The following is a 15,408-nucleotide window of genomic DNA, read 5'->3' on the forward strand; positions in this document are numbered from 1 at the left end:
CGATGGCGGCGCGGGTGCCGACACGATCTACGGCGGTCTCGTACGGCGGCGCGGATGCCGATACGCTCTACGGCCAGGAAGACAACGATCGCCTCAACCGCGACGGTGGCAACGACTTCCTTTATGGCGGCACCGGCAACGATATCCTGAGCGGCGGCTGGGGGACCGACTTCGTCTCCGGTGAGGAAGGCGACGACACCGCCACCGGCGGCGAGGGCGACGACAAGCTCTATGGCGGTGACGGGATCGACAATCTGTCGGGCGATAACGGCAACGATCTCGTCCTCGGCTTTGCGGGCTTCGATTTCCTCTACGGCGGTCTCGGGAACGACCGCATGTTCGGCGGCGAGGATGACGATGTCATCGACGGCGAAGATGGCGACGACAGCGTCTATGGCGGCGACGACAACGACGAACTGGTTGGCGCAGACGGCATCGACTGGCTGTATGCGGGATCGGGCAACGACCTCGTCTACGCCGGTGAGAACGACGACACCGTGTATGGCGGGGACGGGCATGACACACTGCTCGGCGAAGAGGGCAACGACCGCATCGAAGGCGGGGCCGGCTACGACTATATCATTGCCGGCGATGGCGATGATGTGATCTTCGGCGGCAACGACAGCGACTATTTGTATGGCGATGCCGAACTTCCAGCTGGGCACCGAAGCCGACGATGCCGACGACAGGATTATCTACGACCAAACCACCGGTAATCTTTATTTCGATGCCGACGGGAACGGCGAGGGCGAACAGATCCTCGTCGCCAATCTCGGCAAAGGTACAGTGCTCGAATACACCGGTATCTTCTCTGGTGGCGGACAGGCCTCGGAGCCGGCCAAGGTGAGTGAGCCGGTCATCGAGCCGATCCAGGACCTCGCCGTCTGGGACATCTTTATGGTGTGACCCGGACAGGGTGAGGCGCAGCGCCTCCCCGACCGAAGCGCGGGCGCCGTTCCTTTCCAGGGAGCGTCGCCCGTTTTCGATTCCCGTCGTAAGCGAATCGGGTGGGCAGCTATCCCCGGGTCGTTAACAGTTTAGGGCCCCGCAATTCCCTGTTAACCATAATTCGACGTAATACCGTGAAATAACATGTGATTTTTCGCATTTTTCGGGAAATACGTAGTCCCTCGTTAACGTTTGGAGGCCATAACCCAGCGTGACGAAATCCATGGTTGGGGGCCATTCATGGTGCGCATGTGCCGGCCCCTGCCTTTTACGGACGGGAAGACGCAGATGGCACAGAAGGACTACAAGCCGTTCGACGAGAGCGCACTTGATCCTGCCAATGGCAATGGTGGCGGCAACGGCAACGGCAACGGCAACGGCAACGGCAACGGCAACGGCAACGGCAACGGCAACGGGAACGGCTCGAGCAACGCTGGCGGCAATGGCGCCGACAACGGTCGTGCGGGCGAGAACGGCAACGGCGCGACCAACGGCAATGCCGGAAGCGGGGCAACCGGCAATTCTTCCGGTTCGTCGAACGGAAACGGCAATGGTAATGGCAACGGTGCCAGTGCTGACGCCCAGGCGGGCGATGCGACCACCACCGGCATCCTTGCAAGTGGCGAAACCGTTGCCAGTGCGATCGACACCCGCACCGACGTCGACTGGTTCGCCGTCGAACTGACGGCAGGTACGAGCTACCAGTTCGCCACCAGCGCCGGTGACACCGGCTCGATCGGCGACACCGTCCTCGCACTGTACGACGCCGACGGCAATCTGGTTGCCGGCAATGACGATTCCAACAACGGCGCCTTCTCGACCCTGCTCCACAGCGCGGAAGCCGACGGCACCTATTACGTGTCCGTCCTCGGTTACCAGGGCGACAGGGGTTCCTACGAGGTCTCGATGAACGAGATCGACCTCAACGACGCCTTTTCGGCCGGAGTGGACACGACGGGCACGATCGCGGCCGGCGAGACGCTGGAAAGCCAGCTCGATTACGCTGGGGACAGCGACTGGTTCGCCTTCGATATCTCGCTGGGACAGGCAATCTCCTTCTCGACCGCAGCCGGATGGGGCGCAGCCGCCAACGACACCGTCATCACCATCTACGATGCCGACGGCAACGCGCTGCTCACCAATGACGACAACGGCACCGATCTCTATTCCTTCGTCGATTTCGCGGCGGAAGCGACCGGCACCTATTACGTCGAGGTCAGCGGGTTCGACGGCGTGGCGACGGGGAGCTACTCGCTCACCGCGTCGCTGTCGCACAACGCCGTGGAAGGCAGCGTCGACCAGATCAGCGAATATCTCTCCTCGCGCTGGTTCGACGATATGGGCCAGCAGGCGGGCGGCTGGGCGCTCGACGCCTCGCGCACCATCACCTTCGACCTCTCCGGCCTCGATACTTCGTTGCACGACACGGTGCGTGTCTCGCTGGCGGCCTGGGGCGATGCGGCCGGGATTACTTTCGTCGAGGCAGCGGGCGGCGCGATGCAGTTCGTCACCGGTGCCGAGAACGATGCCTCGGTGACGCGCGTCGGTGGCTTCATCGAAAGCGCCACCGTGACCATCGATCCGGCCACCCCCGGCTTCGCCTCGGAAACGCGCGCCTACCAGGTGGTGATGCAGGAAGTCGGCTTCGCGCTCGGCCTCGGCCACGCGGGCCAGTACAACAACGGCCAGTACGTGTCCTACCGCGCACACGACCTCGTCTATCTCAACGACAGCAACATGCTGACGGTGATGTCGGGCTTCGACAATTCGTCGAACGTCCTGCTCGCCTCGCAGGGCTATTCGAGCTTCGATGCCATCACTCCGATGATGGCCGACGTTGCCGCGATCCAGGCGATCTACGGCGCGCCGACCGAAACCCGCACGGGCGACGACACCTATGGCTTCAATTCCACCGCCGGCGATCTCTACGATGCGGCGGTGACCACCAATGCGGCCTATACGGTCGTCGACAGCGCCGGGGTCGATACGCTGGATTATTCGCAGCACGCCCAGAGCCAGGTCATCAACCTTGTTTCGGGCCGCCTGATGAATGTCGGCGGGATGACTGGCAATGTCTCGATCGCTGCCGGCACCGTGATCGAGAACGCCATCGGCGGCTCGGGCAACGATTTCGTGCGCGGCAACGATGTCGCGAACCTTATCCAGGGCCTCGCGGGGAACGATACGATCCGCGGCCTGGGCGGCAACGACACCGTCGAAGGCGGCGAGGGCGACGACCTCATCTACGGCAATAACGGCAACGACTTGCTGAGCGCCGTTTCGGGCTTCAATCGCATCTTCGGCAACGCCGGCGACGACGTGATCCTCGGCGGCTCGGGCTTCGACAAGATCTTCGGCGGACCGGGCAACGACCAGATGTTCGGCGGCGCGGGCGATGATTTCGTCATGGCCTGGGACGGCAACAACCACATGGAGGGCGGCCTCGGCAGCGACGTAATGGTCGGGGGCCGCGGCAACGACACCTTGCTCGGTGGAGACGACCATGGCTGGGACAAGCTGCGCGGCGGCGACGGTGACGACGTGCTCATCGCAGGCTGGGGTAACGACCAGCTGACGGGCGGTACAGGCAACGACTGGATGGACGGCGGCGGTGCGCACGACTTTCTCAACGGGAAGGAAGGCAACGACACCATGTTCGGCGGTCGCGGCACCGACATCCTGTGGGGCGGCGACGGTGACGACATCATCGACGGCGGCCTTCACGACGACCGCATCAACGGCGAACAGGGCAACGACCTGCTAACCGGCGGCGGCGGCGCGGACGTCTTCGTCTTCAACAACTACGCCGGTTTCGACACGATCACCGACTTCGAAAGCGGCGTCGACCTGATCGAACTGCTGCGCCCGGCCTTTACCGAAATCCGGTTCGGCACGCTGTGGCAGTCGGCCTTCACCGAAGGCACCCAAGCCGCGGATGCGGGCGACCGGATCATCTACGACAAGGCGACCGGCAACATCTGGTACGACGCCGACGGCACGGGTGCGGGCGAGCAGGTGCTCTTCGCCCAAGTCGAGGCCGGTACCGAACTGTCGCATGCGGACTTCTACGCGACCGGTTCGTCGCCGACCTATTCGCCCAAGGCATTGGTCACCGAAGCACCGGCCATCGGCCTGGTCGACCTGACCGCATCGGACGGTATCTTCTTCTAGGTGCGGTCCTGCTCCGACAGGAAGTGTTCGCAAACGAATGGGGACGGGCGTCGGCGCTGCCGGCGCCCAATTCGTTTGTGCGCGGAAGATTACCCGCGATAGTCCCCCGAAAACTGGATTTGCCTTCTAGAGTGACAGCGGTTGGCAACTGTGCCAGACCTCGCCCGATGGTGCAGGAACGAAGCCGGACAACGCGCGCAAACGTGCTCAAGGCGGCGCGTGAGCTCATTGTCGAGCATGGGCATGAACAGGTTTCCCTGAAGCAGATCTGCGAGCGTTCCGGCGTGTCCAACGGCAGCGTGTTCCATCACTTCGGCTCGAAGGAAGGCATCGTTCGCGAGCTTTTCCGCGAAGAGCGCGGAAAATACCTCCATGTGATCGCCGATGCGATCATCGGGCACAAAGGTGATCCCTGCGATGCCTTCGCCGCCGGGACCCGTGCAGCCCTGACGTACCAAGCGAAGAATCCGGTGCGTTACGAGCGGCTAATCGCCGAATTTATCGATGGTGAGTGGATGCGACACAATGTCGATGTTTGGCTCGAGGTGGCATCGAAGGAAGAAGCCCCCGTAATCCAGTGGGCCGCCGAACATTTCGCCAACGGCGCTCTTCCAATACTGCCGCCCGCCTTCTTCCAAGCCAGCTTTCTCGGCCCGGTCGACCTGCTCGCCCGCGCGCATCGACAGGGGCGGCTTTCGGGTGAACTTGATGAGTATGGAGAAGCGCTAGGCAATGTTGTCAGCAACGGGCTTAAGGCCTTGCGCGGAAATATTTCAGAAGGTGCCGGGACCTCAGATTAACAGGACAAGGTTCCTAATTCGCACGCATAAAATGCACGTGCGTCAAGTGCAAATTCCATGGACACAGTCGAGAGAATCAACGAAAATACGCATTTGCGTCAACACCCGAATGGGGCTGGGCCGGGGCCGATTTCCCGCTGATCTGATTGCCGATCATGAGCATGAGAAAGGGGCGCTGCCGTAAGGCATGCGTCCCTTTCGTCGTTTCCTGAACCGTCATTTCAGGGCGAATTCAGGATCGTAGCCGCAGGTTCTGACCAACAGTTCAGGACGCCTCGCAGGAGAAACTCATGACGGAAAAACCCTTGTACCAGGCCCTCATCGGCAGCGACTTCGCAGAGGTGATCTACGGCACCTATTACGACGATCTGATCGAAGCCTTTGGCGGTGACGACGAAGTCTATGCCGGCGCAGGTCAGGATCTCGTCTATGGCGACGCGGGCGACGACATCCTCTTCGGCGACGACGGCAGCGACATCATCTATGGCGGAACCGGATTCGACACGATCTACGGCGGTTTTGGCTGGGACCTCCTGTTCGGGGAAGACGGCGACGACGATATTTTCGGCGGCAATGGCAATGACATCCTGCGCGGCGGTTATGGTTGGGATCTGCTTGCCGGTCAGAATGGCGACGATCTGCTGCTGGGCCAGAACGGCAACGACTTCCTTGTCGGCGGCAACGGCGCGGACGAACTCTACGGCGGGAACGGTGCCGACACGCTGTGGGGCGGCATGCATGGCGACTGGCTCGAAGGCGGGCCCGGCGCGGATATCCTGCGCGGCGATGCCGGTGTGGATGTGCTGTGGGGCGGGGCCGATGACGACGAACTCTATGGCGGCGACGACCACGATACGCTGTCGGGCGAGGCGGGGCACGACGACCTCTACGGCAATTTCGGCGACGACGTGATTTCCGGCGGCACCGGCATCGACTTCCTCGATGGCGGTACGGGCAACGACATCCTCGAAGGCGGGCTCGATGCCGACAGCCTCTATGGCAATATCGGCGATGATTATCTCGATGGCGGGGATGGCGACGATTTCCTCGCGGGCTTCAACGGCGACGACACCATCTACGGCGGGGACGGAGCCGACCAGATCTATGGTGGTACGGGTATCGACGTGGTCTTCGGCGGCTTCGGCGCGGACGAGATCTATGGCGAATCCCAGGACGACATTCTCACCGGCGAACAGGGCGACGACCGCATCGACGGCGGCTACGGTCATGACGCGATCGACGGCGGTATCGGCGACGACTTCCTGATTGGCGGCTTCGGCAACGATGTGCTGCTCAGCCAAACCGGTCTCGACGCGCTGTATGGCGGCGTCGGCAATGACGAATTGTCCGGCGGCGACGGCAACGATTCGCTCTTCGGCGAGGACGGCGACGACACGCTCTTCGGCGATCGCGGGGCGGATTTCCTGGGTGGCGGCAATGGCGACGACGATCTCTATGGCGGCGCAGGCAACGACCGGATCGTCGGCGGGGCGGGCAGCGACCTGATCACCGGCGGACGCGGCAGTGACGAGATGTCCGGAAATGCGGGCGCGGACATCTTCTACTGGGAGTTCGTCGCGCGGAACGGTGATGTCGATACCATCACCGATTTCACCAGCGGCGAGGACTTCCTCGAATTCGGCGCGCTGTACTTCGGTTTTCTCACCGGCGGGGCCTTGCCCGAGGAGTTCTTCCATCTTGGTAGCAAGGCGATCGATGCGGACGATATCTTCATCTACGACCAGGCGACCGGGAACCTGTTCTTCGACAATGACGGGGCAGGCGGGGAGGACCAGGTGCTGATGGCCAATCTGGGTGCGGGTACCGGCTTGGCCGCGAGCGACATCTATATCTTCGACAACGCCGCAAGCGCTTCGGCCGCGGATGCGGGCGCATTGCAGGCTGCGATTGCCATGGCCGGAATGCAGATCGGCTGAGGCCTCGCCCACAACCCGTCGCATGCAGGGGCGTTTCCAGTGGGAGGCGCCCCTTTTCCTTATCCGGGTGTGAGTCGTTCTTCCCCGCTGGACGCTCGCGCGCAATGCGCCTACACCGCTGGCCATCCCCGGGGAGCCAGCGCTGGCTGAGAGGGAGGTCTCGCACCCTCCGACCCGTCGAACCTGAACCGATTAGCATCGGCGGAGGGAGTGGAGCGGCGCGCGCAAACCCGCTCTTCCTCCGCCTCATGGAGAGAGCACGCATGGCCGACATCAACAGCAAATTCGACATCGGCGTTACCACCGGACCCATTCGCGGCAGCCGCAAGGTCCATGTTGGCGCGAAGTCCGGCAGCGGCGTGCAGGTCGCCATGCGCGAGATCGATCTCGAAGGCGGCGAGCCCAGCGTGCGCGTTTACGACACCTCCGGCCCCTACACCGATCCGCAAGCGACGATCGACATTCGCAAGGGCCTCGAACAGAAGCGCCGGGAATGGATCGTCGCCCGCGGCGATGTCGAGGAATACGACGCGCGCGAAGTGAAGCCCGAAGACAACGGCCAGCTCGGCCCCGACCGTTCGGGCGGCGTCCCCGGCTTCCCCAATGTCGCCCAGCGCGTCCTGCGCGCCAAGCCGGGCATGAACGTCAGCCAGATGCACTACGCCCGCCGCGGCATCATCACGCCCGAAATGGAATATGTGGCGGAACGCGAGAACCTCGGCCGCGAGATGCTGCGCGAGGAAGCCGCCCGCCTCACCGCGCGCAACGATGGCCAGCCCTGGGGCGCCGAACTGCCCGATTACGTCACCCCCGAATTCGTCCGTGACGAGGTGGCGCGGGGCCGTGCGATCATCCCCTCCAACATCAACCACCCCGAAACCGAGCCGATGGCGATCGGGCGCAATTTCCTCGTCAAGATCAACGCCAACATCGGCAACTCCGCAGTGGCCTCCGACGTGGCGAGCGAGGTCGACAAGATGGTCTGGTCGATCCGCTGGGGCGCGGACACCGTCATGGACCTTTCGACGGGCCGCAACATCCACGACACGCGCGAATGGATCATCCGCAACAGCCCCGTCCCCATCGGCACCGTGCCGATCTACCAGGCGCTGGAAAAGGTCGGCGGCATTGCCGAGGACCTGACCTGGGAGATCTTCCGCGACACGCTGATCGAACAGGCCGAACAGGGCGTCGACTATTTCACCATCCACGCCGGCGTGCGCCTGCCCTATGTGCCCATGACCGCCAAGCGCGTCACCGGCATCGTGTCGCGCGGCGGCTCGATCATGGCGAAATGGTGCCTCTCCCACCACAAGGAGAGCTTCCTCTACGAACATTTCGACGACATCACCGAAATCTGCAAAGCCTATGACATCGCCTATTCGCTGGGCGACGGCCTGCGCCCCGGCTCCATCGCCGACGCCAATGACGAAGCCCAGTTCGCCGAGCTCTACACGCTTGGCGAGCTGACCAAGCGCGCCTGGGAACAGGACGTGCAGGTGATGATCGAAGGCCCCGGCCACGTGCCGATGCACAAGATCAAGGAGAACATGGACAAGCAGCTGGAAGCCTGCGGCGAAGCGCCCTTCTACACGCTCGGCCCGCTCGTCACCGATATCGCGCCGGGTTACGACCACATCACCAGCGGCATCGGCGCGGCGCAGATCGGCTGGTACGGCACCGCCATGCTCTGCTACGTCACGCCCAAGGAACACCTCGGCCTGCCCGACCGCGACGATGTGAAGGTGGGCGTGGTGACCTACAAGCTCGCCGCCCACGCCGCCGACCTCGCCAAGGGCCACCCGGCCGCCAAGGTCCGCGACGATGCGCTGAGCAAGGCCCGCTTCGAATTCCGCTGGCGCGACCAATTCAACCTCAGCCTCGACCCCGACACGGCCGAGCAATATCACGACCAGACCCTCCCCGCAGAAGGCGCCAAGACCGCGCATTTCTGCTCCATGTGCGGCCCGAAATTCTGCTCGATGAAGATCACGCAGGAAGTGCGCGATTTCGCCGCCAAGCAGAACTCGGACAGCTACCTTGCGAGCGAGAACATCAAGCGCGAGACACCGCTCGAAGCGCGAGAGAACGCCGAGGAAGGCATGGAAGAGATGTCCCGTCGCTACAAAGAGAAGGGCGAGCGGCTCTATCTGCCCGAAGAGGAAGTGGACTGAAGAGCGCTAGGGTATGGGGGGAGTCGGAGCGCTCCCCCGGAGCGCGGAGACGTGCAAAGCATAAATGAGCGAGGTGTACCGGGAGAAAGGCGAGAAGTTGTAGTTGCCGGAGGGGTACGGCTTCTCGCCCACGTGGGCTATTGATCAATCGAGGTGAGAATGACGGTCTGTATTGGCATATCTCCTGATGCCTTTTGTATGCCTTTGCTGGTAACGGACACGCAAGTGACTAGTGAACACGGATCGCTCTTCGAGCAATTGCCGGGACGCAACGAACTCAAAGGTTGTCGCAAGTTTCTCGCTCGCAAAACAGAAATCATCAATGACGTTGCGGCAGTTGCTTGCGCAGGTCGAGTCACAGCCATCGCAGACTTCTTACAATACGCAGATGTATTGGTTGGCGATGGGACCGGCGAAAGACCTCTAAGGGGCCTTTCTGAACGTGCGGGAGGCTATCCGAAGGGGCACCTTAACGCGATCGCATATCTACCTAGAGTGCGTGAATGTGGCGCAGTCGAACTAGCATTCTTCAAGCCATTATCGATAGAACTAAGTGAATCAGACCTCTTTGGTAAAGTGGCGGCGATTGGCTCTGGATCAGCTGAGGCACTAAACCTTATTGAAGAATTGGCTCAAAACCATGAGAACATTTACGCTGAAAAGACTGGAAAATCCCTAGTTGCTCACCACGTGTTCTTAGTAGATCAGCTAAATATGTTGGTTCTTGGCGAAGAGATATGGGTTAAGTTTGATGAGTTCGATGAAAACCGGCAGTCTTGGGGCGGTTTTCTTGAGTACACATATTTTGACATTCATGTCAAAAAGTGGAGAAGGCAGCCGCGAACAATCTATCTATTCTATCAACTCGATTTTGAGACCGAATATCGGCACTCTGGCACCCCAAATCTAATAGACCGTTTGTACTTTTACGACCCCGGCGGTTCAAATGGGCGACTACTTGCTATTAGCTCGAGCCAAACTCGAGGGGTCTACGAAAACGAGTACATCTTCAAAAGCTTGTTGGCTAAAGATGATCTGCGCGAGTTTGATTGGACTGCGTGGCAGCCAGAGAAAGTGTGCGTGTTGGTCAATGGCTTGTTGGAACGCGAGGGTAAATCGGAAGTTGTTTACCGTTATTCCGGCACCTACGCTTGCGATCAAGACAATGGTGTAACGATTTATCCAAGAGGAGGGGACAGGGCGCTATGGTAATTCGAACCTTTTGGCCCATCTTTCGATAAACTTATGTATGACATGCTTTCAAGAGTTTGAGATACCTTGAAAAATATCATCGTTTCGCCGGAACCAGCTTCTCCACCAGCGCCCTGAGTTCGCTCGGCGTGGTGTGGCCGGCGACGATCTCGTGATAGCCGATGCCCGCCTCGCGCGCTTTTCGACCTATCGCTGCGCTGCTTGAGGACGGGCTTCCTTCTTCACCGCATCGCGCGAGGCGGCGCTATGGCTCAGCTTGCCTTGCGACCGAACTGCGCGACAGGACCAGTGCCAGCTCCTGCCGGAACCAGCTTCTCAACAAGAGCCCGCACTTCGCTTGGCGTGGTGTGGCCCGCGACGACTTCGTGATAGCCAATACCAGCCTTGCGCAGCGCCTCTTTCTTTACGGCATCGCGTGCGGCGGCGCTGCCCTGATGGTGGCCTGTGCCTTGATATTCGATAGCGTGAACCACGCGGCAGTTTTCGTCCATCAGGGCGAAATCGACGCGTTTGGAATTGACGCACCCATAGGCATTGCGGTCGGGTGAGGAAAGAAATTCGCCCAGCGACACTTGCGCCATCACCTGCCAACGCGGATTACGACCGATCACCGCATCGTCAAGCGCTTTGAAAACAGAGGCTTCCGGCCGATTGAGCAGCGGGCGCGGCTTGAAGTCGGCAGCCATGACGATTTCGAGCTGGTTCGCAGCACTCGAAAGCTTGGAGTTATCGGCTCCCCCGCCTTTGCGGTTGTAGCGGCGATTGTTGTTTTTGCGCCTGCGGTTGCTGTTCTTCTTTCCGGCCTTGCTCCATTCGACAACAAGAAAGACGACAAGGGCCATGAGTCCGATCATGACGACCTGACTGGTCATTGCACCTTTGAATAGAGTCTCGAACACTTGGGCCTCCGCTTAGCAGCCTACATTGGCTTTGCTGCCCCAATTATCGGGAAAACCTTTTGATTTTCCTACTCGGGTAGAATCGCCACTTCTTCGCCGCCTCCCCCGCAACCAACCACCCCTCCCACCGTTGTTGCAGTGCAGCATCTCGTTGCCGGAGTATCTCCCATGACCAAGACCCCCACAAAAACCTGGCCCGAACTCGCGATCGAGGGGTGGATGCTGGGGGCGGAAATGTCGGCGGTGATCTGGCTGCGCAGCTTGCGGATGATGACGGGCGGCAGGCTGGCGACGCGCGAGGCGGAGCGGATGGTGGGCGAGAAGATTAACGCCGCCATGACCCTCGTCCCCGAAGTCCTCGTGGGCGGCCTCGGCCAGTCGGCGGAGGAAGCGACAGGCCGCGCCATTGCGCATTACAGTAGGCCCGTTCGCGCCAATCGCGAGCGCCTGAGTCGGTAAGTCCCGGCACCGCTGGCTTTCCGGGTGCTGGCTTTTCAAGGCGCCAGCGCCCATAGCGGCGCATGGCCGATCTCTACCGCAAGAACCTCGAATCCGAACGCCGCAAGCTGTGGGGCGAATGCCGCCTCAAGGGATTGAAGCGCGACACGCCCGAGCGCTTGCGCATTGCCGAGATCGACCGGCTGCTGGCGGAGCACAAGGCAAAGAAGCAGCAGCCGCCGGTCGAGCGCGAAGAAGGCTGAAGCCGCCTAGTCGTTACGCATATTCTCCAGCCCCTTGATCGCGCCGGGCTTGGTGCTGGGGTTGGAAGCGTTGGTCTTCACCTTTTCCTGCTTGGGTTTGCGGTTCTCGCGGCTCTTCTTCTGCTGGCCCTTGGCCATGGTCTTTTCCAATCGGAGCGGAATGCCCCGGCCGCACTATGGGCCGATTGCAGGGAATAGATAGCGAAACCGGCGGGTGGCTCCGGTCCGGCCGGTTTCACCCTCACTCCATCCTCACCAGCACCCGGTCCAGCGCCTGCAGGAAGTTCGACCGATCCGTCTTGCTGAACGGCGGCGGGCCGCCACCAACTCCGTCCATCCCGGCGCGCAGGTCTTCCATGATCGCGCGGGTGGCGATGGCGCTGCCGATGCTGGCGGCGTCGAAGCTCTTGCCGTCGTGGCGCAGCACCGTCGCGCCTGCCTTGAGGCAGCGTTCGGCCAGCAGGATGTCGGCGGTGATGACCACGCTTCGCTGTCCCGCGTTTTCCGCGATCCAGTCATCCGCAGCATCGAAGCCGTCCGAGACCACCACGCGCTTCACCCGCTCGCTCACCGGCACGCGGAAAGGGCTGTTGCTGACCACGCGGACGTGTGCCTTGCGGCGGCTCGCCACGCGATAGACCTCTTCCTTCACCGGGCAGGCATCGGCGTCGACGAGGATGGTGACGGGGGTATCGGCGGATGGGTTCATTGCGCGGGCGATAGCGCAAATTCACATGCGGGGTTTGGATTTTTCGGGCGCACCGCCTAGGCCTTGCTTCCGCACAGCCATGGGGAGCCGCATCATGCCGACAACCGAACCCACCACCGTTCTCGACGACAAGCGCGAACGGCGTCGCCTGCCGCTGATCGGGCTGGCGCTGACGGCGCTGTATCTTGCCGGTCTGGTCGTTTACCTGGCGGTGCAGGGGCAGAACCCGGCCGACCTCAGGCTCAACGAACTGGGCGATTTCCTGGGCGGCGTGTCGAGCCCGCTGGCCTTCCTGTGGCTGGTGCTCGGCTTCTACCAGCAGAGCCGCGAGATCCGGCTGTCCTCCACCGCGCTGCACCTGCAGGCGGCCGAGATGAAACGGTCGGTGGACGAGCATCGGCGCATCGCGGAAGGCTGAATCCGCGAATAGGTTAGGTGATCGGGGAAAGCCGTGCTAGAGCGCGCTCGCTGACGTCGGAATTTGCGACGGATGTCGAGATTTGAAGACCGCCGCTTGCCCGAGCATTCGCTCACCGGCCCCGGCGTAAACCAGGCGACGATTTCCTTTCTTCGGACGACTTTTTGCATACCCGCCCCGCATGTCGCGGCGCGGCAATCACTTGTTCTCGAAAGGAACATCACATGGCCAAGACCGGCACCGTAAAATTCTTCAACTCCGACAAGGGCTATGGCTTCATCCAGCCCGACGATGGTTCGGCCGACAGCTTCGTTCACATCAGCGCCGTGCAGGCCGCCGGCATGCAGACGCTCGATAAGGAACAGCGCCTCAACTACGAAGTCGAGCAGGGACGCAACGGCAAGGAAAGCGCCGTGAACATCTCGGCTGCCGACTGACACCCGACTTCGAGGCTCGCGCGCCCCGGCCTGGGATATCCCGCCGGGGTGCGCGGCACCTCCTCATACCTGTCCCAAGGAGTTTGCCGATGAGCCAGTCTTACGAATTCTACATTACCCGTGCCGATGCCTCCCGCAAGGCGGCCGAAGCGGCGACACTCGACAATGTCCGCAACCGCGAATTGCGCGCGGCAAAATCCTGGGCCGAGCTGGCCGAACACGCCCGCGGCGTGGCCGAAGCGCGGATCAAGACCGAACGCGAAAAGCGCGAGGCGCGCGAGGCCTTGGCAGCCGCAGAGGCCTGAGCCTTTCCTACAGGACGACGTGCGGGCTACGCCCCTCGCATGAGCCTGTCCTACCCCCACGAACCCGCGCGAAACCGGGGCTTTGCGGCCTTGCGGAGTTTTTCGCCCTGGACTGTGCTCCATGCGCTCCATCCTGTTGGAAAGCGTGTCGGCCACGGGAAACCCCGGCGTGCCCCACTCGTTGATTGTATAGACAACAACAAGAGGAGCATTCGCTATGCAGGTCCAGTTCAACTCCGACAGCAGCGTGATGGGCACCGAGAACGTCGCAACACGGATCGAAGCGCGGGTGCGCGAGAAGCTGGCGCGGTTCGAGGACCGACTGACGCGGCTCGAAATCCATGTGCGCGACGAGAACGGCGCCAAGGGCGGGGCCGACGACAAGGCCTGCACCATCGAGGCACGACCCACAGGCGGTGCGCCGGTAGGGGTTACGGGACACGCAGCGACGGTCGACGATGCGGCGAACAAGGCAGCTAATACGCTCGCCCAGCGCCTTACCCGGCACTTTGGCAAGGAAAACCGCCACGGCCACGATCCGCGCCCCGACAAGGTAATGTAAACCGTGGGTTGGGGCGGAAAAAGGCGTTGGAGGATCAAGCTACGAGGTCGGTGATCGTTCGTGCCTGTGCGCGCTTGGACTGCAATCGACCACGCAGTTCATCGCTTGGCCAAGAAAGCAGAACGGCGCAATTTCAAGACGCTATAAAGAGCTGAACGATCACATGCCGTATTCTTCCGCATCCATCTTATGCCTGTCGATCAAGAGCCCCAGTGTCATGCTCAGGAGCGCCGGCATCGACCAGAAAGCTCCAAGCCGCCAAGCCAACATCATGTATTCTCCGGGGAGCACCAGGGCTGCGAGTTCGAAGAGGACAGTGGCAGACTGAAAGCCACAGAACCAGATCGGCCAGAAGCGTCGACTGGTTCGTGCAAATGCAAAAACGAATAGCAAGAGTGCGATATCAATCACGCTCACAAACAGAAGCGCAGGTTCTGCCTCGAAAAGTGAAAAAACCGCAGCAGACATCATCGCCGCGGCCACAATTCCCATGATCATCCGTCGATCATGCCGATCTCCTGCCCGCCAACTGATGACCAACGCTCCGAGGAGGAACAGCCAGAAGGCAAGCAGGAAAATACTCGGCATCGCTTATCCTCGCTTGTGCGCAAGCTCACGATTGGATGCGCTACCCATGGGTTGATATTCGGGCGGACATCCAAAGTTGACCGTCTGCAAAGTCGAGGCGTTCTGAATTTTGCGCAACTCTCTTGTAGCCTGACTGAGATCTTCTCGTGTCCCGATCACTCTGTTCAAACCTTCACCCGCGTTTGCCAGCGCACTCTGGACAGTAGTTATCGGGAGTCGAGACGCATTGCTGACCTCGACGATGCTGGCACACAGGTGGGAAAGCGAGATCACAGCCCTGTTGACGGCGTCAACGGAGTTTTGAGTATCTGTGGCGATTACCTGGCCAACGGACTGTTCGATATCGTGCATTAGATGGTCCTTCCTTGCCTTTCCGGGATTGGTTGGGCGAAGGAATTAAATCAGTGGTCTAAGTACGAAGCTAAGTCTGATAGCCCCAAAATGGATAGAACCAGCAAACAACTCGCCATAGCAGACAGGATCCCTATCCGCATAATCCATTGGAGCCGCGTCCTTTTCGTATGGCAATTGGGGCGGCCACCCAAAG

The 15,408-nt window shown here is 61.2% G+C and carries 18 protein-coding genes and 1 riboswitch; of the genes, 13 read left to right on the plus strand and 5 right to left on the minus strand.

Annotated features, from left to right (window positions below; translation table 11 throughout):
- Positions 1-2: 2 nt before the first annotated feature.
- The 7 genes from ED21_RS06865 to ED21_RS15350 all read left to right on the plus strand — a co-directional run bounded on the left by ED21_RS06865 (position 3) and on the right by ED21_RS15350 (position 10,242).
- The gene (locus tag ED21_RS06865) at positions 3-716 is read left to right on the plus strand and encodes a calcium-binding protein (RefSeq protein WP_369765685.1); all 714 of its coding nucleotides are present in this window, start codon (positions 3-5) and stop codon (positions 714-716) included.
- Positions 637-906 (plus strand): hypothetical protein, encoded by a 270-nt coding sequence (locus tag ED21_RS14680; protein WP_050784731.1) that lies wholly within the window; start codon positions 637-639, stop codon positions 904-906. The genes ED21_RS06865 and ED21_RS14680 overlap by 80 nt, the downstream gene beginning before the upstream one ends.
- 330 nt (positions 907-1,236) lie before the next feature.
- Positions 1,237-4,119, plus strand: coding sequence for a M10 family metallopeptidase C-terminal domain-containing protein (locus tag ED21_RS14685; RefSeq protein WP_006833131.1), 2,883 nt, complete (start codon positions 1,237-1,239; stop codon positions 4,117-4,119).
- 203 nt (positions 4,120-4,322) lie between these two features.
- Complete coding sequence (locus ED21_RS14690; protein ID WP_198005825.1) at positions 4,323-4,919, plus strand: TetR/AcrR family transcriptional regulator; 597 nt, start codon at positions 4,323-4,325, stop codon at positions 4,917-4,919.
- 290 nt (positions 4,920-5,209) lie between these two features.
- The gene (locus ED21_RS06880) at positions 5,210-6,856 is read left to right on the plus strand and encodes a calcium-binding protein (RefSeq protein ID WP_006833134.1); all 1,647 of its coding nucleotides are present in this window, start codon (positions 5,210-5,212) and stop codon (positions 6,854-6,856) included.
- A gap of 119 nt (positions 6,857-6,975) precedes the next feature.
- A riboswitch (TPP riboswitch) is annotated at positions 6,976-7,084 on the plus strand.
- Positions 7,085-7,119: 35 nt separating this feature from the next.
- Positions 7,120-9,030 (plus strand): phosphomethylpyrimidine synthase ThiC, encoded by a 1,911-nt coding sequence (thiC, locus tag ED21_RS06885; RefSeq protein ID WP_006833135.1) that lies wholly within the window; start codon positions 7,120-7,122, stop codon positions 9,028-9,030.
- A 159-nt stretch (positions 9,031-9,189) separates the two neighbouring features.
- A complete protein-coding gene (locus ED21_RS15350; RefSeq protein ID WP_156787370.1) occupies positions 9,190-10,242 on the plus strand; it encodes a hypothetical protein in 1,053 nt (350 codons plus the stop codon).
- A gap of 251 nt (positions 10,243-10,493) precedes the next feature.
- Here the strand turns inward: ED21_RS15350 and ED21_RS06895 are convergent, their stop codons facing one another.
- On the minus strand, positions 10,494-11,114 hold the full coding sequence (locus tag ED21_RS06895) for a DUF2726 domain-containing protein (RefSeq protein ID WP_006833139.1): 621 nt from the start codon (positions 11,112-11,114) through the stop codon (positions 10,494-10,496).
- Positions 11,115-11,309: 195 nt separating this feature from the next.
- Between ED21_RS06895 and ED21_RS06900 the strand changes: the two genes are divergently transcribed.
- Positions 11,310-11,600, plus strand: a complete 291-nt coding sequence (locus ED21_RS06900) for a hypothetical protein (protein WP_006833140.1) — start codon at positions 11,310-11,312, stop codon at positions 11,598-11,600.
- A gap of 62 nt (positions 11,601-11,662) precedes the next feature.
- Complete coding sequence (locus ED21_RS06905; RefSeq protein ID WP_006833141.1) at positions 11,663-11,842, plus strand: hypothetical protein; 180 nt, start codon at positions 11,663-11,665, stop codon at positions 11,840-11,842.
- Positions 11,843-11,848: 6 nt separating this feature from the next.
- Here ED21_RS06905 and ED21_RS15910 read toward each other — a convergent pair whose 3' ends face one another.
- Positions 11,849-11,980: a hypothetical protein gene (locus ED21_RS15910; protein ID WP_255347525.1), complete on the minus strand. Its 132-nt coding sequence runs from the start codon at positions 11,978-11,980 to the stop codon at positions 11,849-11,851.
- 103 nt (positions 11,981-12,083) lie between these two features.
- Positions 12,084-12,551, minus strand: a complete 468-nt coding sequence (locus tag ED21_RS06910) for a YaiI/YqxD family protein (protein ID WP_006833143.1) — start codon at positions 12,549-12,551, stop codon at positions 12,084-12,086.
- A 94-nt stretch (positions 12,552-12,645) separates the two neighbouring features.
- On the opposite strand from ED21_RS06910, the gene ED21_RS06915 reads away from it, so the two are divergent.
- From ED21_RS06915 to ED21_RS06930, 4 genes are all read left to right on the plus strand, one after another.
- Positions 12,646-12,969, plus strand: a complete 324-nt coding sequence (locus ED21_RS06915; RefSeq protein ID WP_198005826.1) for a hypothetical protein — start codon at positions 12,646-12,648, stop codon at positions 12,967-12,969.
- Between the two features lie 224 nt (positions 12,970-13,193).
- Positions 13,194-13,406 (plus strand): cold-shock protein, encoded by a 213-nt coding sequence (locus ED21_RS06920; protein WP_006833145.1) that lies wholly within the window; start codon positions 13,194-13,196, stop codon positions 13,404-13,406.
- Positions 13,407-13,495: 89 nt separating this feature from the next.
- Entirely contained in the window at positions 13,496-13,711 is a 216-nt protein-coding gene (locus tag ED21_RS06925) for a hypothetical protein (RefSeq protein ID WP_006833146.1), read from the plus strand.
- Between the two features lie 217 nt (positions 13,712-13,928).
- Positions 13,929-14,273: an HPF/RaiA family ribosome-associated protein gene (locus ED21_RS06930; RefSeq protein WP_006833147.1), complete on the plus strand. Its 345-nt coding sequence runs from the start codon at positions 13,929-13,931 to the stop codon at positions 14,271-14,273.
- A 159-nt stretch (positions 14,274-14,432) separates the two neighbouring features.
- Here the strand turns inward: ED21_RS06930 and ED21_RS06935 are convergent, their stop codons facing one another.
- Together ED21_RS06935 and ED21_RS15355 are read right to left on the minus strand one after the other, a co-directional pair.
- A complete protein-coding gene (locus tag ED21_RS06935) occupies positions 14,433-14,861 on the minus strand; it encodes a hypothetical protein (protein ID WP_006833148.1) in 429 nt (142 codons plus the stop codon).
- 3 nt (positions 14,862-14,864) lie between these two features.
- Positions 14,865-15,212 (minus strand): hypothetical protein, encoded by a 348-nt coding sequence (locus ED21_RS15355; protein WP_006833149.1) that lies wholly within the window; start codon positions 15,210-15,212, stop codon positions 14,865-14,867.
- Positions 15,213-15,408: the final 196 nt, after the last annotated feature.

This window comes from Erythrobacter sp. SD-21 (genome assembly GCF_000181515.1).
In the GTDB taxonomy this organism is placed as follows: domain Bacteria; phylum Pseudomonadota; class Alphaproteobacteria; order Sphingomonadales; family Sphingomonadaceae; genus Qipengyuania.

Bases quoted from the DNA above. Each gene is read 5' to 3' on its own strand.
- ED21_RS06865 (WP_369765685.1), top strand. From the start codon at position 3: ATGGCGGCGCGGGTGCCGACACGATCTACGGCGGTCTCGTACGGCGGC.
- ED21_RS14680 (WP_050784731.1), top strand. From the start codon at position 637: ATGGCGATGCCGAACTTCCAGCTGGGCACCGAAGCCGACGATGCCGAC.
- ED21_RS14685 (WP_006833131.1), top strand. From the start codon at position 1,237: ATGGCACAGAAGGACTACAAGCCGTTCGACGAGAGCGCACTTGATCCT.
- ED21_RS06880 (WP_006833134.1), top strand. From the start codon at position 5,210: ATGACGGAAAAACCCTTGTACCAGGCCCTCATCGGCAGCGACTTCGCA.
- thiC (WP_006833135.1), top strand. From the start codon at position 7,120: ATGGCCGACATCAACAGCAAATTCGACATCGGCGTTACCACCGGACCC.
- ED21_RS15350 (WP_156787370.1), top strand. From the start codon at position 9,190: ATGACGGTCTGTATTGGCATATCTCCTGATGCCTTTTGTATGCCTTTG.
- ED21_RS06895 (WP_006833139.1), bottom strand. From the start codon at position 11,114: ATGACCAGTCAGGTCGTCATGATCGGACTCATGGCCCTTGTCGTCTTT.
- ED21_RS06900 (WP_006833140.1), top strand. From the start codon at position 11,310: ATGACCAAGACCCCCACAAAAACCTGGCCCGAACTCGCGATCGAGGGG.
- ED21_RS06905 (WP_006833141.1), top strand. From the start codon at position 11,663: ATGGCCGATCTCTACCGCAAGAACCTCGAATCCGAACGCCGCAAGCTG.
- ED21_RS15910 (WP_255347525.1), bottom strand. From the start codon at position 11,980: ATGGCCAAGGGCCAGCAGAAGAAGAGCCGCGAGAACCGCAAACCCAAG.
- ED21_RS06910 (WP_006833143.1), bottom strand. From the start codon at position 12,551: ATGAACCCATCCGCCGATACCCCCGTCACCATCCTCGTCGACGCCGAT.
- ED21_RS06915 (WP_198005826.1), top strand. From the start codon at position 12,646: ATGCCGACAACCGAACCCACCACCGTTCTCGACGACAAGCGCGAACGG.
- ED21_RS06920 (WP_006833145.1), top strand. From the start codon at position 13,194: ATGGCCAAGACCGGCACCGTAAAATTCTTCAACTCCGACAAGGGCTAT.
- ED21_RS06925 (WP_006833146.1), top strand. From the start codon at position 13,496: ATGAGCCAGTCTTACGAATTCTACATTACCCGTGCCGATGCCTCCCGC.
- ED21_RS06930 (WP_006833147.1), top strand. From the start codon at position 13,929: ATGCAGGTCCAGTTCAACTCCGACAGCAGCGTGATGGGCACCGAGAAC.
- ED21_RS06935 (WP_006833148.1), bottom strand. From the start codon at position 14,861: ATGCCGAGTATTTTCCTGCTTGCCTTCTGGCTGTTCCTCCTCGGAGCG.
- ED21_RS15355 (WP_006833149.1), bottom strand. From the start codon at position 15,212: ATGCACGATATCGAACAGTCCGTTGGCCAGGTAATCGCCACAGATACT.